Origin of the sequence: Bacillus sp. AF62, assembly GCF_050312695.1 — a bacterium.
Taxonomy (GTDB): domain Bacteria; phylum Bacillota; class Bacilli; order Bacillales; family Bacillaceae_G; genus Bacillus_A; species Bacillus_A cereus.
This window is the reverse complement of sequence record NZ_JBNPJZ010000144.1, coordinates 1-19,384: the sequence shown is the minus strand read 5'-3', so window position 1 is coordinate 19,384 and position 19,384 is coordinate 1. Positions and strand designations below refer to the sequence as shown.

The following is a 19,384-nucleotide window of genomic DNA, read 5'->3' as shown; positions in this document are numbered from 1 at the left end:
AACCCCCTAATACAATAGGGGGATTTCTAGTTTGGCCTTATGAAAACTGATATAATATATATTACGTTTTTCATTCTTTAAAATAGAAAAGTTTTAATAACCTTGAAGGTAGGAATTTTTAATGAACTCGAAAGCAAAATTTAGTATTCGCTACAAAATTATGGCTGGTTATTTAGTTATCATTTTGTTCTTACTTGTTTCTTTCATTATGTTAAACAATGAGATTTCCAGCTTACAAAAATCTCGTAATTTTATTATTGATCACGATTTTAAAGTTCTCAATTTAACGAATCAAGTGGAGAAAGAGTTACTAACAATTGAAAATAAAGCGAAAGGGTTTATCATTTCTAATAACCCTAATTACGTGCAATCCCTTAACTCTGCGGAAAAGGATTACGAAAAACATTATCATGATCTTTTTGCTTTATTAGAGGATAACCCCTCTCAGCAAGAAAAATTAAAACAGATTAACGAAAACATTACTAGTTGGATTAATAAAGAGATTCACCCACTCATTACAAATAATAATAGTAATAATGTACAAACAATCGACACGACTCAAATTCAGTCCTTACAGTCACAGGTAACTAACTTCCGGAGCACTGAGGAGCAATTAACGAAAAAAAGAGCAGCACAATTAGATATTGAAAATAATAAATTAGAGATTTGGTTATACAGTTTATTGTTCTTACTTTCTTGTATTTCCATTATCGTTTCACTCTATATTTCGAATTCCATTACAAAAACGATTAAAAATGTAATTCAAGCTATTAAATCAATTTCTTCTAAAGAAAAAATTACGGAAAGAATTCATGTAAATACACATGATGAAATAAAAGATCTAGCTCACACAACGAACCACCTACTAGACGAAATATCGAAAAGAGAGTGGTTACAAACTGAGCTCGCAGAATTAATTTTAATGTATCAAGGTGTATCTTCTATTGAGATGTTAGGTAAAAAAATTCTTAGTGGAATTATACAAAAAACGCAAACTTCTTGCGGTGCATTTTATGTACGTGAAGAATATGAAGAAACTGTCTACTATGTGAAAAAAGCTTCTTTCGCCGATCAAGGTGCTGATATTGGAAAACCATCCATTAAAATGGGTGAAGGTTTCATTGGACAGTCTGCCTTAGAAAAGAAAAGTTTTATTCTCAGGGATATACCAGAAGAGTTTCGGTATGTCACTAGCGGAGTATTAGAAATACGTCCTAAAAATCTACTAGTCATCCCTATCTTATTTGAGGATGAGGTGATTGCAGTAATGGAGTTAGTAAGTGTAACTGAGATTTCAGACTTACATCAAGATTTAATTCAACAAACTATTAATAATCTAGGTTTAACAATCCATAGCATTATAGGACGTATGCGAATTCAAACTCTTTTACATGAATCACAAGCAATGACAGAAGAGTTACAAGTTCAATCAGAAGAATTACAAACGCAAGCTGAAGAACTACAAATGCAAGCTGAAGAATTACGAACAACGAATGAACAATTAGAGTCTAGAACTGAAGAAGCTGAACAAAAGACAGCTGACTTACAAATTACCAAATCAGAATTAGAAGAAAAAGCAAGCGAGTTGTTACGCAGCTCAAAATACAAATCTGAGTTCCTAGCAAATATGTCACATGAATTACGCACACCGTTAAATAGTATTTTACTATTATCTGAAATGTTAAGAGAAAATCATGATAATCATTTATCGGATGATGAAATTGAACTAGCAACTGTCATTCATTCATCAGGGAAAGACTTACTTACTTTAATTAATGACATACTAGATTTATCTAAAGTAGAAGCAGGCAAACTAGACATCATTTTTGAAGCAACGAACATAAGTGACATGGCAGCCAATATGCATCAAAACTTTTTACATATAGCTGCACAAAAAAATGTCGAATTTACGATTGAAGACAGTGATACGATTCCTAATCTGTTTTATACAGATGCAAAACGGATCGAGCAAATTATTAAAAACTTATTATCCAATGCATTTAAATTCACAGAAAAAGGATCCGTTTCTTTACATTTCGATTCAATAGAAACAACCAATTTAAGTCATGATATGCAGTCTATAAGTAAAGATTGGATTACAATTTCAGTAAAAGATACTGGTATTGGTATCGCTAAAGAACAGCATCAACTTATTTTCGAAGCCTTTCAACAGGCAGATGGAGCAACGATTCGAAAGTATGGTGGTACAGGACTAGGTTTATCTATTTGTAAAGAGTTTGCTAGATTGTTAGGTGGTTGGATTACGTTAGAGAGTAATGTAGGAGAAGGTAGTACTTTCACGGTATTTATTCCTAACCTTCCAAATGGATTACATGATATACAGTTATCCAATTTAGAAGTCGCAGCAACGATAGAAGATGTTATTCCTGCTGAAGTTGTTGAAGAAACTATCGTTACTACCGAAACAAATAACGTCTTCCAAGAGAAAACCATTTTAATTGTCGATGATGATCATCGAAATATATTTACGTTACAAAATGCATTAAAAAAACAAAATGCCAACATTATTACTGCCCAAAACGGCTTAGAGTGTTTAGAAATACTAAAAAGTAATACAAATATTGACCTTATTTTAATGGATATTATGATGCCTAATATGGACGGTTATGAAACGATGGAAAATATCCGAATGAACTTAGGGTTACATGAAATACCTATTATCGCATTAACTGCTAAAGCAATGCCAAATGATAAGGAAAAATGTTTATCTGCTGGCGCTTCAGATTATATAAGTAAACCATTAAACCTACATCAACTCTATTCGGTAATGAGTGTATGGTTAATAAAATAAGTGAGGTTTAGTTGGAGTGGAAAATAAGTATTATAATTTTGATCCATCAGTAGATACGGATGAGCGCACGAACTTAGAAATTGAATTATTATTGGAAGCGGTATTTAAACTATCAGGATTTGATTTTCGCCAATATGCTCGTACATCTATTTATAGAAGGATTTGTAATCGAATGCAGCTCTCTAATATCCCAACCATTTCAAAATTAATTGAAAAAGTAATTCACGAGGAAGGGGTTTTAGAACAGTTATTAAATGATTTCTCGATTAATGTAACTGAGATGTTCCGTAACCCTGCCTTTTTTAAAGCACTAAGAGAGCATGTTATTCCTGAATTGAAAAAGCAACCTGAAATTAGAATTTGGCATGCTGGATGCGCAACTGGTGAAGAAGTATTATCGATGTCCATCTTACTTCACGAAGAAGGATTAAGTGAAAAGTCGGTTATTTACGCAACAGATATGAATACAAATGTGTTAGAAAAAGCAAAACAAGGCATCCTCCCGTTAAATAAAATGCAAACTTATACGAAAAACTATTTACAAGCTGGCGGTACACAAGCATTTTCTAACTATTATTCAACAGATAATCGTTTTGCTTATTTTAATCCTTCACTGTTACAAAACATTATTTTTGCACAGCATAATTTAGTAACCGATCAATCTTTTAACGAGTTTCATATTATACTTTGTCGTAACGTTTTAATTTACTTTACAAGTAAACTTCAAAATCAAGTGCAGCAACTATTTTATGAAAGCTTAAGTCACAATGGATTTCTATGTTTAGGAAATAAAGAAACTCTTCGTTTTTCAAAGATAATGCCACATTATACCCAATTTAATCCTAGTGAACAAATTTATCAAAAAATACAATAAAAAACGTATGAAATCCTCTGTTTGGATTTCATACGCTTTTTATTTCGCATTCGTTTGTATCATAATGAGACACATATCATCTGATTGCGCTTTCTTTTGTTCTTCCTTGTAAAACCCTTCTATCTCGCCTTCTAAATCTCCCCATTTTCTTTCCGTAAAAATACGTAATTTCTCTTCAGACTCAAATTCATCATTTGCAATTGCTTCAAGAACACCATCTGTAAACAATAATATTTGAGCGTTCTTCTCAAAAGGTATAACTGTTTTTTTAACTTTTATTTCATCAAAAAATCCTACCGCACAACTCCCGCGATCTAGTTCAACTACATTTGTTTCATCAACTAAAACATATCCAGCAGGATGCCCTGCATTTACATATTCAACTGTTCTATCTTCTGTATTAACAACTAAGTATATGGCCGTAAAATAATAAGGAATATTATCATTTTCATTATGTAAAAGGGTCATATATTTATTTAACTCTTTAATAACGAGTTCTGGATCAATTAAACATTTAATTGTTTCACGTAATACAGACGAAATAAACATACAAACTAATGAAGCAGATATACCATGTCCCATAACATCTAATAATATAATACCGTAACGATTTTCATCGATTTTGTACCAATAATACATATCTCCAGCTAGTTTGAATGACGGTAAGTAACTTGCTTCAATTTTTATATGATCTTCTCTTAATGGGCTACTTAATAAGTTTCTTTGCACTTGTGTAGCTAAATCTAATTCATTACGAAGATTTTCTTCTTGTTCTTTATGCCAATTTAATTCTGATTTTAAGCGTAATGCTACACGCATACGTGCTAATAGTTCAACTTTATTTATAGGTTTCGTAATATAATCCATTGCCCCCATATCAAGAGCTTCGGCCAATTTATTTGCATCCTCTAAAGCTGTAACAAAAATAATAGGGATATCTTTAAACTTCTCCTCTTTTTGTAATCGCCTACAAACTTCAAGTCCATCAATTTCAGGCATCATAATATCTAATAGTATTAAGTCAATTTCATTATGCCTGGAAGAATCTTTTCCAAACTGTATGTATTCGAAGAGCTCTTGTGCAGAATTGAGCGATACAAGATCATGATATCCGGCTTGTTTTAAAATCTTCTCAATTACAAATATGTTAACCGGATTATCATCAACAATTAAAATGGACACAAGTTATTTCCCCTTTTCTTATTTAAAATGTAAATCTATTATTATTTTCTATTTTTCTAGTATTACATACTCAGTTACAAAATGAAAATTTCTTACTCAAACATATTTATACAACAAAAGAACAAACCCCTAGAAATAGGAATTTGTTCTTTCACTCTATAAATTTCTACTTTTAATTTAACACCATTGCTTTATCATTTAAAAGACGATCTAATTCTTCCATATGATTAGTTTCATCTGCAATCATATCTTCTAGTTTTACAACTAACTCTGTCATATTTAATTTCGCTGCCTGTTCTTTTCTCGTTTCATAACGCTTAATTGTTTCATATTCTGATTGTCTAGCGGATTCTAACATTTCTCTAACATCTTCTACTTGTTTCACTGGTAAAGGGATCGTAGTAGGTGTACCACCTAGCGTCTTAATTTTCTCCGCTAAATATAGGGCATGTCCTTGTTCATCACTAATTTCAGATTCAAAGAAAGGTTTTAACACTTGTCTATATATACCAGAAACTGTAGCTGCATTATGGTTATACATAATAATTGCTGAGTATTCTCCTGCTAAATCTTCATTCAATCCTTCGATTAGTTCTTTCACATCGTGTGACATTTTCATATCTCCTCCTATACTTAATAAGTACCCCTTTTCTCATGTTTTCAACATAATTATTTTAAATTTTTATGTATCTAAAAATGCGGCTTGCTTCAATTTACTTATCGCTTGTCTTTTAATACGAGAAACGTGCATTTGTGAAATACCTAACCGTTCCCCTGTATCTTTTTGATTTAAATTTTCTCCGAATATATAATGAATAACACTCTTTTCCGTATCATTTAATACGTTAAAAATATCCTTTAAAACGAGACGCCTTTCTGTCTCTTCATATCCTTGCTCTACTTCACCTACAGATTCAATTCTCGCTACCGAACTTCCATCAGATGAATTTTCAACTACATCATCTAAGGAAGATACTCGATAATTATTTTTCGCATCCATAATCTCTAGAACTTCCTCTTCCGATAGTCCTAAATGATTTGCAATTTCTATTATCTTCGGTGAACGTTGCAGGTGATCTGTTAACTCCTCTATCGCAAGTTTAATTTTCCCGCCCAAATCTTTAATTCGTCTTGGAACGTGAATGCCCCAAGTTTTATCGCGTAAATACTTCTTTATTTCCCCTACTATCGTAGGTATTGCAAAAGGCTCAAAAGCATTCCCTATCGAATAATCATACCTTCTTATTGCACCTAAGAGCCCTAACATCCCTACTTGTATAATATCCTCATGCATCGGCCCGCCTTTTGAATAGCGATATGCAATGGAATAAACAAGATTTTTATAATGCTCAACTAACCTTTCCTGCGCTTCATCACATTGGTTTTGTTGGAAGTCTGCAATTAGTTTAATAACGTCTTCTTTAGTAAGATTCGTAGGTTGAGATTGGATTTCCATCATTCTCCACCTGCTCTCTTTGTATATATTTTGTCATTAAAACTGTCATGCCCTCATCATGCATGATTTGTATATCATCCATTAACGTATTAATTAAATATAAACCTAAACCATTTTCCGGCAAATGTTCTACTGGTTTACTAATATCATACGGACCAACTTTCCTTTTTAAGTTATTAAAATCAAAGCTAACCCCATTATCCACAACCATAATTTCTAATCGATTTTCATATAGTCCAAAGACAATTGCAATTTCTCCAACGTCTTCTTTATATGCATGTTGTACAATATTTGTACATGCTTCACTAATAGCAATTTTCATATCTTCTATATCGTCATAAGCAAAGCCCATTCGATTCGCAACACCAGCCATTGTTAAACGAATAATAGCCACATATTCTGCCTTTGCAGGAATTTTCATTTCTATCTTTTCAAATCTCTCCATCATCCCTAGTCACCTTCTTTCTACTTTTTCAAAATCGGAATTCAAATTTAATATTTCTGTTAACCCTGTAATATCGAATAATCTTTTTAATCTTTTAGATACACCGATAAACTCTAGTTTTCCATCATTTTTCTTAACTGCTTTTAATAGCGCTATAAAAACACCTAAACCAGTACTATCCATATAATCTACGTTATGAAAATCTACTACGATATGAACCTCTTTTTCGCTTGCAATAGGCATAATCTTATTTTTTAAATCTGATGCCGTATATGCATCAATTTCACCATTAAGTTGTACCGTATAACCTACATCATTTTGCAAAATATTTATTCCTAAATTCATCATTTCCGCCCCCTTATCTCTAACTTTTACTATTTAATTACCCATAAAAATTAGTTTTAAACATATTTTTTTATTTTTATTATAAATAAAGTGAAACTTTAATCAGTGGGGGTTTTCTTCATCCCCCACTGATTATTAGTTGAACCAATCGGACTTTTATGGGCAGTTGATCCCCCACCTAATTTCTTTGCTCTGCTAAATTTTGAGGTGGGGGTCTTACTGCCCGTTAAAGCGGGATAAATTTTCTACACCTTTCTCGGCTTAACACGTAAAAAATACTACCAAATGTTTAAACCTTATAAATTTGTGTATGTATAATGTATAAACATTATTTTTAGGGGGATCTATCTATGGAAGAGCACAACTTTAAAAAGGGAGATTTTGTTCAATTTTCTTATCGACACGATCATGCTACAAAATTAGTTGGTTCTATCATTAATATACTAACGAATACAATTGTAGTTGATATAGGTAATAACGAGGACTTATCTCATATAGAACCGAGGCAGGTCGTAAGAATAAATAATTGTGAAAAAGTAACGACGGTTTAATACATAATAAAAAGTGTAATTTCAATGAGTGGGGGCCTTCATCCCCCACTCATTCCTATGTAGATTACATTAAAAAAGCATCCAAATTAGTTTAATTGGATGCTTTTTTATGTATATTTATCAGTTCATTAATTTTATAGCTATATATAATAAACTTAAGATTACTATTCATTATCATACTTACGCTTTCCGCAACATTCTAGAGAAGAATGTAACGATTAAAATAAAGACGATTGCACCTAATAACGCTGGAAGAACGAAAATGCCTCCCCATTCAGGACCCCAATGACCAAATAACGCACTACCTACCCAAGATCCAATTAATCCGGCAATCACATTACCAACTATACCTAAAGGAAAGTCTTTTCCCGTAATCATTCCAGCTAACGCACCAATAAGTCCACCTACAATACACGTAATAATAAGTCCCACAATTAAACCTCCTATATTGTTTTTATATTTGATTTATCAAGCTTTGGTATGTAACCAAAGCTTGATAAACATGTATTATTCTTTATTATCCAATCCATCACTTATCTTTTGTTTCACTTTTCCGACTTTTTCTTTTATAGTTCCCTTCGTCTTCTCCCACTTCCCTTCATTTTTCAACTCTCTATCTTCTGTAACTTCACCAATCCCTTCTTTTACTTGTCCTTTTTTCTTTTCAACTTTACCCGTAATTTGTTCTTTTAGACCGCTCTCACTCATATTTCCAATCTCCTTTTCGTAATAGATTTATAGATTTAAAGGATACAAATTTAAAGAGAATACGTGCATCTTCTTTCTTGTAACCATTCACCGACTCTTTCTAAATCTTTAACGAATAACAAGATTTTTCCTTCATCCAGCTTTTCTTCATAAAAGTTCGCTTCTTCCTCATTAAGCCCTAACTCCTGCATCTTATTTCTTAACTGATCTCCCGTTTTTTGAAAGACATTAATAATGCTTGTCCCAAGTCCTTCCTCTTTTATTCCAATCGTGTTCACGTCTGCATTATCTGCGATTCTATCTGTCCTCTCTTTCTCATGTGTTAACACGTAAATATCTTTTTGTTCTATTCCTTTCTTCACTAGATCATTCGCCGCATTCATGACCTCTTTCTCCGTAATAAATTCATATACAAAAGGTTTACTATACTTCGTTTCCATCTTTAACTTCCTCCTTTAAAATGAATTATTTGTTATATTATATGTAGTACACCTATTTTCGAAATGTTAAACATAAAATATGAAAAAAATTATGTGAATTTTAATTTTAATAGAAAATGAACAACATCATTTACCACTTTAAAACATCTTCTCCTTACAATAACTACCTAAATTAACAGAAAATTGTTATAATTAAATTTAAGGAGGGATACTATGAAAAAAATCATATCTATATGCGCTCTAACCGCTCTATCTTTCACTTTAATAGGTTGTACAAGCACCTCGGCTACAGATAAAGCTTCACAAGTTAAGCAAGAACGCACACAACATACCTTTCAATTAAACTCCGCAAATATTTCAGACATTGAAATACTAAAAACAACAAATCATACTACTTCCAAATCTCAAACAGATAACGAAGAAATGATAAAATCTATCGTTTCAGCAGTTCAAAATGGAACACCTAAAACAATCACTTTAGATCAAAAAAAGAGAGAATCTGCACATTCTACTATTACCGTTACATATAAAGATGACTCAAAAGAAGAATTTCTTGTATGGGTTGATAATAAAGAACAAATTACAATCGCTAAAAATGAGAAGAAAGATAAGGTAGACAGTGTGATAGTGAATATTAAAGATGCTAAAATGATGAAGGATTTCTTTTAAAATTCTAGTTAACGTTAAAAAAAGAGTAGGATTACATCCTACTCTTTTTTTAATCATGCTCAATAAATAGACTTTTATAAAAGCTATTTAAGGTCTAATTTTGCTAAATCATGTTGTAAAACATTATTTCCTTCTTGTGGGTTAAATACGATTGCACTAAGACCAAAAACATTCGTAACAACATCTCTATCTTTCGGACGAATGATTCTTACTTCATAAGCAAAAAGTGCTGGAGGAAGAGCTGCTGAACGAAAAGTAACATATCGATTAGGTGGCAATGTTTGCGTTGAAGGGTCTATTAATGGTAACAATACCGGAGAACCAGATGACCAATCAAACATTTCAACAGTTACTCTACGAGTATCGTCGGGATCAACATTCATAGCATCCACAGTAAGAAATAACGTAGCGGAATGTCTACGTAATATACCCGTTGATAAAGTTTCATTATGATGTTCACAGCATTTTTTTGGAGGGTGACCATAGCCATAACTCATACCAATTCCCCCCTTTCATTTACAATTAAGGACAAGTATTCCTTATAATATATAATGCTAGTATTCTTTTATTGAAAGGTATAAAAGCGGATTTCTATCTATATTTTTGGATATTTTATTTTTCATTTATTCGCTTTTAAAGAATGATATAGACTCTCCTATTTTGCCTTTGAATTCCTTCTAAGAATAAAGTGCAACTTTATTCTGCCCTCATCAATCGAGGTCTTACTCCCCGACAAATAGCGGGATAAATCTATTTTGAAAAGGACCTGCTCCATTCATTCGTAAAAGCATACAGTAAATGGAATCCGTTAAAACACATGAGTGACCCCTTGGTTTTCCCTTCCTATTAAAAGGAGGAACTGTTATGGGCTTTGGTGGTAGTTGTGGTGGCTGTGGCTTCGCTGGAGGATTTGCTTTATTAGTTGTATTGTTTATTTTATTAATCATCGTTGGAGCTGCTTGCTTCTGCTAAAAAACTATCGGAAAAGACACTTTTATATGAGTGTCTTTTCTTCATAAAAAATACGCAATGTGCAGTTTAAGTGTAAGATGTAGTATTACATCCCCCTCCAAAATGAACTTCGATACTTTAAATTTCGTTTAGGTTCAATCTTAAAATTTTAGTTTAATAGCAATATGGTGAAACTCTATTCCATATAATATTGCTATTGCAGAAAAATAAAACAAACTGGACAACCTAGATTTCAAACTGTAAGATTAGATGTTGGTGAAATCGGGCAGCAAAGCATATATAGAAAATAGGTGTTAATTTTGAAAATCAATAAAAAATTTGAACCATTAATTTTTAATATCTTAATGATTTTAGGTATATCTAGTATTATCTCTTTCGTCATGGTTTCAATGAATGTTGGATATACAGCTTTATTTCTCAAATCATGGATGAAAACATGGGGAATTGCTTTCGTACTTGCATTTTTAGCTTCTAAATTATTACCCTTTGTAGTGAAAAAGATAATGAAAATCTTCACTTTTGTTGAGAATGATGCTTAAGAATAAAGTGATGTACTGCGTAGGTTCATTCCAATTAAAAGAGTTCATTATCACAAAAACTTAACCTAGTAAAATGTTTCAAATCGAAGAAAGACACCTTAAAGGTTGTCTTTTCTTTATAAGTAAAAAAAGCCCGCCTATTTCCGTAGGCAGGCTTTATCTTTATTACACAATATGAAAGTATACTCTCTTTTCCACTGAAATTTTATGTAATTGTACATATTCATGAAAGTAGAAGAATTAAACTATGCCAAAATAAAAAATGGGCTAAACCCCCTAAATAGCTATATAGAGATGAAGTTGTTATGACAACATATTTTCCACTTTCAACTTAGTTATCCTTAGAATGCTTTTCTACAAAATCAAGGATCCTAGCATTAACCTCGTTAGAGAACTCACCATTGATTGCGTGAGATGCATTTTTCCAATTAACTATATCAATATCTTTAACGTATTTTTTTCCAGTTTCAACTGCTTTTACCGAATTGTGCATTGTACTTTTTTCAGCCATAAGTGCAAGCACTGGAATATCAATACTTTTTAAGTCTTCTTTACTAAATAAATCAGGCGCTGGTGTTTTCAGTTTATAGTTACGCATACCCGACTCGATTAACTTAGCGATAGGCTCATCGTCACTTGCTTCTGCTCCTCCAGAAACATAGCTTAACATCTTTTCTCTTAAAAACTTAGGTACAATAGGAACGGAAGCTGGAATAGATGCCAGAATCATTTTTATGGATATTTGCGCAAATACAAAGACTGGATCTAATAAACTAGCCGTAGCAATATGCTCAGGATTATATCTAGCCAAGTTCATTGTTGTCCAGCCTCCAATGGAGACACCCACGATATGCACTTTTTCTAAACCTAATCCTTCAATTACTTCATTTAGCCATTCTGCTTGTTGCTTTTGGTTTTCAATCACCTTCGTTTGCACACTCATCCCAGGTTCACCGAGTAAGTCTATCGTATAAACAGGCCTTTTCTCCCTTAGCCCTTCTAAATTTGGGACCCACATTGGAGTAGATGCACCACGTCCAGGGAGTAAGAGTATTGGTTCCTTATGTTTGTTTTCTTCTTTAGTAAAGTAATAAACACGAATTGTGCCATATTTAGTTTTTATATCTTTCGTTTCGTTAGGTTTTGGAAGGAGTGCCATTGATTCATCGTAGGCAATTTGAAAATCTTCCTTTCCTTTTTCAGATATAAAGTGACCAATCTTATTATCATCTCTCTTCATTTGAATTCCTCCTTTCTACAAATATATGGATGAACTTTATCTATATATTCATCGTAATCATCCATTGAAAATTTATCTTCTTTAAGGCAAGACTCTTATTTAGAAAAAAGAAAATCGTACGTTTAAATGCAATTTGGCAACAAACTAACTGTTTTCTTGTACATTAATAGACAACTACTGCAAGAGTTATAGTTTTTATGTTTTCATTTATCTTTTAATCAGATGAATGCTTTTTTAGTACATAATAAAAAAATAGCCAGAAAAACTGTCACAAAATCTGTTTTTCTGGTTTCTCTATAATACAGGTATCAAATTGAAAGTGAGGTCTAAACGAACATGTTAACCATAGAAAATGAAGAAAGTCATGCTTCTGATATGACCTTTGAAGATTTATTTAAGCAGTACTATGCTTACGCTGTGAAACAAATCATCTGGATTGTTAAAGATCAATCTATCGCTGAAGAGTTAGCGCAAGAAGTATTTTTACAATTATATCGTAGCGATTGGAAAGGAATTGAAAACATACCTGGATGGTTGATTAAATCTTCTACTTATGTAGCCTATAACCATTTTCGATCTGAAAAAAGGCAACAAGCGAAGATTGATAAAGAAATCCAATACCATGAAGTACAAAATGTTTCATCATTAGACGATGATTGGATAAGAAAAGAAGAAATTACAAAGGTCCAAACGATACTAAATAAAATGAATGATCGAGAACGAACCCTTTTACTAATGAAATTCTCTGGTTTTCAATATAAAGAAATTGCAGAAGTACTTCAAATTGAAATATCTTCTATTGGAACATTATTAGTCCGAGCCAAAATGAAATTTCGCAAGATTTATAAACACATGGAGGAGGCATAACAAATGAAATGTTATGATATCGGGTTTATTCAAACATATATTGATGGAGAACTTTCTCATGATATAAGAAAGGAATTCACAAAGCACCTAGATACATGTGAAGCATGCCAAGATTTATTAATAGAAATTAGTAAATTAAATCAATGGGAAAACGTAATGCTAGATGAAGAATCTGCAAATTCACCACAAGAAATCAAAATTGATATAGAACAAGCATGGAAAACATTTGAAAGTCGTTCCAAGTTAGACAATGTTTCTAATATAAATCACAAAAAGCAACAAAAGAAGGGAATCTTTACAAACATGAGTAAAAAATCAAAACGTTTCATTTATACAGCAGTAGCTGCAGCAGCACTTTTCACAACAGCAATGATTCCACAAGTACAAGTAGCGGCTACAAATGTTGCTTCATATTTTTCTGATGCAATTACAAATGATAAAGTTGTAAATGAAGGAATAGGAGATGAAAATGGTGTCATACAAGATATGATGAAGAATGGTAAATATATTCCTATTGATGAAAAAATTACAGATCAAAGTATTACTGTACATCTCAAAGAATTATTTATCGCAGATTCACGTATATCAGTTCATTATAGAATGGAAAAAGCTGACGGAAGTTTAGTACCATTCGAATTTGATACATCAGGATTAGATCTTGAAAGTGATGGTAAAATTAATGGACAACAAGAAGAAAACCCTGAGATTAAAAATGACGGGAGACTATCATTTATCCATGATTCAGATGATCGTCTTCCTTTTGAACTTATGGCAGCAGGTAAAAAATTAAATGATGTAGGCATTCGTGATAATGATAAACCTGAAGGTGTTGCTACATTTGTTATAGATTCTAAAGGAAAAGACGCTTTTAAACAGCCCCTTACTTTAGACGTAAATATAACTAGAATTGGAAAAATAATTGGATCTTGGAAAGCTCAAATTCCAATTGATACTTCACATTTGAAAAATAATGCGAATTAACATGAAACAAAGAATAGAACAATATGTATCTAATTCTCAGTTTATATGTTTTCTTGTTTTCGTTACATTTATTTCTTATATAGTTTTTACTCTATCTTTTATTTATGATTTAAGTGTATAACCTTAAATCAATCATTTAAAACCATTACAAGAAAAAGCCCTCTAAAAAAGTAAGGAAATAAATAACCGGTTTCTTAACGTATAAGGAATCGGTTATTTTGTATTTAAAATGCGTTTAAAAGTACAATTTTCTTTTTTTGATATGGTGACCATTGTCCTTCTCTAAGCTCATATCTATTTTAAAAAGAGTCATTTACAAATTCTAAAAACCCCCTCAAAGCATCTACTTTAAGGGGATTTCTCCTATTATCTTCTCTCTTCATACAACAGATTCGCTTTATATGAGAAAACTAAATACATACTAATCGCAACAGGGATAAACAAGCATGCAATCCCTCTCATTAATGCGAATGGCGTTTCAAATAAAAATGACCATAAAAATGCTACGCCTTGTTTATCCCATAGTCCTGGCGTAAAATATAGTTCTTTCGGATTTACAAGTGCTCCTAAGTTAATCGTGTTATTAAACATAAATAGGATTAATATTGGTATAGAGCATATCGCTAATTCTAAAAATGTTTTAGATAGACGCTTATACTTCCCTGCCCGTGACATTGGATCTGAAAAAATGTCATCTTCACTTTCTTCATCTACCTTTTTAAAATATTGCGTACCTGACCACCGATTACCAGCTATATGCTCCCAGCCACTATCTTCAAATAATGTGCAGTAATTAATAAAATCACTTTTTCTACTAAATACTCTATGGTCTATTTTAATCGTCGCATCTTCTGGTTCTGTATATCTAAATGTATAACCAAATGTATTGCTTTCTAGTTGATAGCCTTTCCAAGCCATCTCTTCTAACCATTTTTCCTCTTTCTCAAAATCTAAAAAGAATTTCAATCTCCACATCATCGTTTCCCCCTAACTATACGTGTAATAAACTTTTTGTAACCGCAATAATGTGCTGCATTCTCATAAAGTCTAAGTGTAATACTTCTTTCCCTCGTTCCGTAATGACATACACTTTTCTTCGTTTATCTTCACTTTTTACTGATTCTATTAATCCTTGTTTTAATAAATTTTCAACCGCGCCATACAGTGTACCCGCTGCGATTTTCACTTGATGATTACTCAGTTCCTCTACCTTTTGCATAATTAAATAACCATGGGCTGGTTCTAATAAAGCTAAAAGAACGTAATACGTTGTTTCCGTTAATGGTAAATTTTTATCTCTATTCATAAAGACCTCCAATGTAACGATAAGTATATAGCTAAACTATATAGTCCAACTGAATAGTTCCATTTTATACAGTTAGACTGTATATGTCAAATGTAGGAATAACTTTATAACCCAAAACAAAAACGCTACCTTTTTAAAAGATAGCGTTTTTGTTTTACCCTTGCTTATTCTTCGCCTTCATTTGCTCTTCATAAACAAACTTCGCGGTCATAAAGTCGTTAGAAAAATCTTTCAATGCATTCTTCATTACATTTAATTCTTCTTGTGATTTAATTTCAATACTGTTTAAGAAATCAAATGCTTTTGATTGTTCCTCCGCAACAAAGTTTTGTGTCATATAATCATCTTGGAAATCTTGCTTCGCTTTTTCTTTTACTTTATTCATTGCCTCTGTTTTGTTTATGCTTTTCATAGGGTTTTCGAATGCTCCAGTAGGTTGTTCCGGTTTTGGCTCTTCTTTCTTTTCCAGCTGTTGCGCTGGTGCTGGTTGTTGTGGTTCTTGCTTTGGTTGTTCTTGTTGAACCGGCTGCTGTGCTACTTGTTGCTCTTTTTTCGCTAACTCATCTTTTAACTTCTTCACTTGCTCATCAAGAGATTTTTTTCAGTTTCTAACACACTCATATCACTTTTCAACTTTTGCGTCTCTTCAAAATGTTCATCTACTAATTTATTATATTCTTTCTCAGAGTACATTTTTTCACTGGTTGATGTCGTTTTCTCTTTCGTAACAACTACATTAATAATTATAAATAAGGCTACAATTCCTATTAACGCAGCGAAAATCTTCTTTTTATTCATGATTAATCCTCCAAAATGTAAAATTTCAAAAATTATCATAACAGACCAATTCGTTTTCACCTGTTATATTTTGTCGAATCAATATAATAAAAAAAAGCATCTGAAACAGATGCTTTTTTCTCATTCTTAATACGTAAACGTAATTGTCACTAAAGAATACCCTTCTTTCGCATTGTAAGGCTCCGCTTTATAAGAAACTCGATTTGCCCCTTGCGGATAATCGATTTCGCCAATTGCCTTTTTCACATCTTGCAGTGCACCATTCATTGATTGCTTGTACAGCACTTCAATTTTCTCTGGTTTCGCACTATAGCGCTGCTGCATTTTATTTTTTAATTCAGTATAGTTGTTTACGATATATTCATTTCCTAAATAGTTTAACTTTGTATCTTTTAATATTTGCTGATATGCAGGCGTTTTCGTACTACCTGCCGCAATTTTGTTTGTCAGTGTACTATAATAATTTGTTGTAGCTTGCGGATAGTCTCCGCGGTTCCACTCATGATTTCTTGCGATTTGTTCATCTGATAAATTGAAATACGAATACGTTACGCGGCCCTGTTCATCTGGCACCGGATCATCGAATGTTGTATCAAGGTGATACCATTTGTTTTCGATTTTCACTAAATTCCAAGCATGAGGTTGTCCGTCCCCAGTTCCTGTCACGAAATGATTTTCAATTCCTGCTTCTTTTAATAATTGATAAGTTAATAGTGCGTAACCTTGGCAAACCGCAGAACGATTTACTAGTGCTTCATATGCTGTGTAAGCTTTATAAGACGTATCATAAGAAACATGTTTTACTACGTAATCATGAATCGCCTTCACTTTTTCGTGATCATCCATTCCAACTTGAGTAATAGAAGAAACGATTGCTTTCGCTTGTTTCATGACATATTCCGTCTGTTCTTTCGTTTCACGATATGTAATCTTAAGTGTAAATGTATAATTTCCAGGTGATCCAGAAAGTCCATATGAAACATTCGATCTATTATTATTTGTATACTCATTTTTACTTGCAACTTCTTTATATGCGTTAAAAAGTGTATTCATCACTTCGTTTGTATTATTGTTTTTCGTTTTATATGGAAGTGTAATATTTGTCTCGTATGTATTAATACGCTTTTGTACTTCCTCTTTAAAAGCTGTTAATAATGCCGCATCTCCTGTGTCTTTCACATCAGCATTTTTATACTTCAAAGTTTTATATAAAAACTGCGCATACTGTTCACGTGTTACTGTGCCATACGGTTCAAAATTCCCGTTCCCTGTGCCATCTGCGATTCCATTTGACTGCACTGCACTAATTGCGTTTTCTGCCCAAAATGGATTTGGAACATCCTTAAAGGTATGTTTTTGTTTTGCCGCAAGATGGAAAGCATTTGTAAGAATTTGTGCCATTTCCGCACGACTCACAGAAGCTTTCGGTCTAAATTGGCCATTTTCATCACCTTTAAAAACTCCTAAATTCGTTAAAGTTAATACCTCTTCTGGAAACATTGTAGAACTTTGATTAATATCACCGTAAGGATTTTTAAACGTAGACCCATCCTTTAATACGTAACGAGTTCCATCATTACTAAACGAACCGCCTTGTTTATTCGGTACTAACACTCGATAAATTAAAGCCGCAACTTGCTCCCTTGTCGCAACATCTCCAAAACCAAATATCCCATTTCCATAACCGGAAATAATATTTTTACTCGCTAAATCTTCAATCGCAGGATATGACCAATGTGATGTCGGCACATCAGAAAAAACACCCACTTCAGCAGCTTTTACATCGCTACCATTTGTATATAACAACGCACCACCAATAAGTGATAATGATGTAATTGATTTTAATAGTTTTGTATACATAATGTCTTCTCCCAATACGCTCTCTATTTTTGTTGGTTTATGTCGAAAAATCTAAAAATATGACAAAATATATTATACAATTAAAAGTTTTTGAGGGATATATTGAATTTTAAAATATGCAAAAATTCATATTGCTATAAGGATTCATAGTGATATTATGTTTTTTTATTTATATACTTATTAATTACTTTTTCTTCACTTAGAACTCTTCTTCGGTAATCATCCTTCGATCTAACAACTCTTTATACTTCAATATTTCTTCAGCCCCACGGCTCTCCATGCGTATATTGTATAGCACTTGTTGTATTGACCTTTGATTGGTCCGTTGAAACATTTACTCCATTTAATAGTATGACCGTAATTATTAATCCAATTGAACTGCTGATGATCCTTTTCATTTTAAAGCCCCTTTCTGAAAACCTTTTTCTTTTTCTTTATATCCTAAATAGAAGTATTCACTAGATTTTATTGAATTTCCTTCTTCATGATATTTAACCGCTAATTTTTCAGCATATTCCTGTACATATTGCCATAAACCTACTTCATTAAAGAAATAAATTCCTTTAGAAATGGCTAACTCTAATTCTTCAGCAGAAACATTCTCATTCATTTCTTTTAGAATTGTAAAATGATGTTCATATTCTTTTTGTTCCAGTTCATTACAAATTATTAATCCTTTTTCAATTAAGGACGCTGCAAGCTTTGTCTTTCCTAACTTTAAATTCTCTCTAGCTTCCAAAAAAATCGCTCTAAAGTGATTCGGAATTTTTTGTGATACTTCTGATAAGTAACGAAGTGCTAAATCAGATAGGTTTTGCTCTGCATACATAACCCCTAAACTATGTCGAACTCGTAACATTAGCTCCTCTTCATTCTGCTTTTTCAAAATATCCAGAGACGACATGAAATAAACTTCTGCTTGTTCAAATTCATTTAGCTTTACACATGCTAAACCCAGAACATTGTCACATGCTGCCACCTTCCTGCTATACCCGTACAACCCTTCAAATGTATTCCTTGCTCTAGTTGCATATTGAATTACTAAAATAGGCTGGCAAACGTGATAATAATAGCTTGATAGCTTAAAGTTAAATTCTGCTTTTTCGATTGGATCCTGAATATTTCCCAACAAAGATTCTGCTATTCCATAATGCTTTTCAGCCACTTTAAAATCACCGTTTACTGTAGCATGAGAAGCCTTAAAGAAATGGTAATAATATAATAAAGATTCATCTGATGGAGCTTCATCTAACTTCATTTTTCTTAGAACCTGTTTAGAATCTATGGTATAATCTGTACAAAAAAGGATATTTTCTATGATACATAATTATACAAGTAA

The 19,384-nt window shown here is 32.4% G+C and carries 23 protein-coding genes and 1 pseudogene; 8 read left to right on the top strand and 16 right to left on the bottom strand.

Going from position 1 to position 19,384, the window contains the following annotated elements; translation table 11 throughout:
* Positions 1-121: 121 nt before the first annotated feature.
* Together ACQRBL_RS30455 and ACQRBL_RS30450 are read left to right on the top strand one after the other, a co-directional pair.
* Complete coding sequence (locus tag ACQRBL_RS30455; RefSeq protein ID WP_023521335.1) at positions 122-2,812, top strand: ATP-binding protein; 2,691 nt, start codon at positions 122-124, stop codon at positions 2,810-2,812.
* 16 nt (positions 2,813-2,828) lie between these two features.
* Complete coding sequence (locus ACQRBL_RS30450) at positions 2,829-3,686, top strand: CheR family methyltransferase (protein WP_000429045.1); 858 nt, start codon at positions 2,829-2,831, stop codon at positions 3,684-3,686.
* Positions 3,687-3,725: 39 nt separating this feature from the next.
* Here the strand turns inward: ACQRBL_RS30450 and ACQRBL_RS30445 are convergent, their stop codons facing one another.
* From ACQRBL_RS30445 to rsbV, 5 genes are all read right to left on the bottom strand, one after another.
* On the bottom strand, positions 3,726-4,868 hold the full coding sequence (locus ACQRBL_RS30445; protein ID WP_023521334.1) for a fused response regulator/phosphatase: 1,143 nt from the start codon (positions 4,866-4,868) through the stop codon (positions 3,726-3,728).
* Between the two features lie 172 nt (positions 4,869-5,040).
* The gene (locus tag ACQRBL_RS30440) at positions 5,041-5,481 is read right to left on the bottom strand and encodes a ferritin-like domain-containing protein (RefSeq protein ID WP_000017755.1); all 441 of its coding nucleotides are present in this window, start codon (positions 5,479-5,481) and stop codon (positions 5,041-5,043) included.
* 69 nt (positions 5,482-5,550) lie between these two features.
* A complete protein-coding gene (gene sigB, locus ACQRBL_RS30435; protein ID WP_002183358.1) occupies positions 5,551-6,327 on the bottom strand; it encodes an RNA polymerase sigma factor SigB in 777 nt (258 codons plus the stop codon).
* Positions 6,290-6,772, bottom strand: a complete 483-nt coding sequence (gene rsbW, locus ACQRBL_RS30430) for an anti-sigma B factor RsbW (RefSeq protein WP_411996454.1) — start codon at positions 6,770-6,772, stop codon at positions 6,290-6,292. The genes sigB and rsbW overlap by 38 nt, the downstream gene beginning before the upstream one ends.
* Before the next feature lie 6 nt (positions 6,773-6,778).
* Complete coding sequence (rsbV, locus tag ACQRBL_RS30425) at positions 6,779-7,117, bottom strand: anti sigma b factor antagonist RsbV (protein ID WP_002179441.1); 339 nt, start codon at positions 7,115-7,117, stop codon at positions 6,779-6,781.
* Positions 7,118-7,464: 347 nt separating this feature from the next.
* On the opposite strand from rsbV, the gene ACQRBL_RS30420 reads away from it, so the two are divergent.
* Positions 7,465-7,665 (top strand): methyltransferase, encoded by a 201-nt coding sequence (locus ACQRBL_RS30420; RefSeq protein WP_074555658.1) that lies wholly within the window; start codon positions 7,465-7,467, stop codon positions 7,663-7,665.
* A gap of 180 nt (positions 7,666-7,845) precedes the next feature.
* On the opposite strand, the gene ACQRBL_RS30415 is transcribed toward ACQRBL_RS30420, so the two are convergent.
* The 3 genes from ACQRBL_RS30415 to ACQRBL_RS30405 all read right to left on the bottom strand — a co-directional run bounded on the left by ACQRBL_RS30415 (position 7,846) and on the right by ACQRBL_RS30405 (position 8,813).
* On the bottom strand, positions 7,846-8,097 hold the full coding sequence (locus ACQRBL_RS30415) for a GlsB/YeaQ/YmgE family stress response membrane protein (protein ID WP_000522903.1): 252 nt from the start codon (positions 8,095-8,097) through the stop codon (positions 7,846-7,848).
* 75 nt (positions 8,098-8,172) lie between these two features.
* The gene (locus ACQRBL_RS30410) at positions 8,173-8,373 is read right to left on the bottom strand and encodes a CsbD family protein (RefSeq protein ID WP_000004263.1); all 201 of its coding nucleotides are present in this window, start codon (positions 8,371-8,373) and stop codon (positions 8,173-8,175) included.
* A 50-nt stretch (positions 8,374-8,423) separates the two neighbouring features.
* Positions 8,424-8,813 (bottom strand): general stress protein, encoded by a 390-nt coding sequence (locus tag ACQRBL_RS30405; RefSeq protein ID WP_000448820.1) that lies wholly within the window; start codon positions 8,811-8,813, stop codon positions 8,424-8,426.
* 213 nt (positions 8,814-9,026) lie between these two features.
* On the opposite strand from ACQRBL_RS30405, the gene ACQRBL_RS30400 reads away from it, so the two are divergent.
* Complete coding sequence (locus ACQRBL_RS30400; protein ID WP_000720864.1) at positions 9,027-9,482, top strand: hypothetical protein; 456 nt, start codon at positions 9,027-9,029, stop codon at positions 9,480-9,482.
* 83 nt (positions 9,483-9,565) lie between these two features.
* On the opposite strand, the gene ACQRBL_RS30395 is transcribed toward ACQRBL_RS30400, so the two are convergent.
* Positions 9,566-9,979 (bottom strand): hypothetical protein, encoded by a 414-nt coding sequence (locus tag ACQRBL_RS30395; protein WP_000120208.1) that lies wholly within the window; start codon positions 9,977-9,979, stop codon positions 9,566-9,568.
* A gap of 367 nt (positions 9,980-10,346) precedes the next feature.
* Here ACQRBL_RS30395 and ACQRBL_RS30390 point away from each other — a divergent pair, with 367 nt between their 5' ends.
* Complete coding sequence (locus tag ACQRBL_RS30390; RefSeq protein WP_000505670.1) at positions 10,347-10,454, top strand: YjcZ family sporulation protein; 108 nt, start codon at positions 10,347-10,349, stop codon at positions 10,452-10,454.
* A gap of 299 nt (positions 10,455-10,753) precedes the next feature.
* Positions 10,754-10,993 (top strand): DUF2798 domain-containing protein, encoded by a 240-nt coding sequence (locus tag ACQRBL_RS30385; RefSeq protein ID WP_000700226.1) that lies wholly within the window; start codon positions 10,754-10,756, stop codon positions 10,991-10,993.
* Positions 10,994-11,324: 331 nt separating this feature from the next.
* Here the strand turns inward: ACQRBL_RS30385 and ACQRBL_RS30380 are convergent, their stop codons facing one another.
* Positions 11,325-12,233: an alpha/beta fold hydrolase gene (locus ACQRBL_RS30380; RefSeq protein WP_411996453.1), complete on the bottom strand. Its 909-nt coding sequence runs from the start codon at positions 12,231-12,233 to the stop codon at positions 11,325-11,327.
* Between the two features lie 336 nt (positions 12,234-12,569).
* On the opposite strand from ACQRBL_RS30380, the gene ACQRBL_RS30375 reads away from it, so the two are divergent.
* A complete protein-coding gene (locus tag ACQRBL_RS30375; RefSeq protein WP_411996452.1) occupies positions 12,570-13,100 on the top strand; it encodes an RNA polymerase sigma factor SigX in 531 nt (176 codons plus the stop codon).
* Positions 13,101-13,103: 3 nt separating this feature from the next.
* Positions 13,104-14,081: a DUF4179 domain-containing protein gene (locus ACQRBL_RS30370; RefSeq protein WP_000650404.1), complete on the top strand. Its 978-nt coding sequence runs from the start codon at positions 13,104-13,106 to the stop codon at positions 14,079-14,081.
* A gap of 366 nt (positions 14,082-14,447) precedes the next feature.
* Here the strand turns inward: ACQRBL_RS30370 and ACQRBL_RS30365 are convergent, their stop codons facing one another.
* The 6 genes and pseudogenes from ACQRBL_RS30365 to ACQRBL_RS30340 form a co-directional block, all read right to left on the bottom strand.
* Positions 14,448-15,059, bottom strand: a complete 612-nt coding sequence (locus ACQRBL_RS30365) for a DUF2812 domain-containing protein (protein ID WP_023521327.1) — start codon at positions 15,057-15,059, stop codon at positions 14,448-14,450.
* A 13-nt stretch (positions 15,060-15,072) separates the two neighbouring features.
* Positions 15,073-15,387, bottom strand: coding sequence for a PadR family transcriptional regulator (locus ACQRBL_RS30360; protein WP_001078063.1), 315 nt, complete (start codon positions 15,385-15,387; stop codon positions 15,073-15,075).
* 154 nt (positions 15,388-15,541) lie between these two features.
* A pseudogene (locus ACQRBL_RS30355) lies at positions 15,542-16,185 on the bottom strand (hypothetical protein).
* A 126-nt stretch (positions 16,186-16,311) separates the two neighbouring features.
* The gene (locus ACQRBL_RS30350) at positions 16,312-18,045 is read right to left on the bottom strand and encodes an S-layer homology domain-containing protein (RefSeq protein ID WP_411996451.1); all 1,734 of its coding nucleotides are present in this window, start codon (positions 18,043-18,045) and stop codon (positions 16,312-16,314) included.
* A 260-nt stretch (positions 18,046-18,305) separates the two neighbouring features.
* Positions 18,306-18,443 carry a Phr family secreted Rap phosphatase inhibitor gene (locus ACQRBL_RS30345; protein WP_411996450.1) on the bottom strand — a complete coding sequence of 46 codons (138 nt, stop codon included), beginning with the start codon at positions 18,441-18,443 and terminating at the stop codon, positions 18,306-18,308.
* A complete protein-coding gene (locus ACQRBL_RS30340) occupies positions 18,440-19,303 on the bottom strand; it encodes a tetratricopeptide repeat protein (RefSeq protein ID WP_411996449.1) in 864 nt (287 codons plus the stop codon). The genes ACQRBL_RS30345 and ACQRBL_RS30340 overlap by 4 nt, the downstream gene beginning before the upstream one ends.
* Positions 19,304-19,384: the final 81 nt, after the last annotated feature.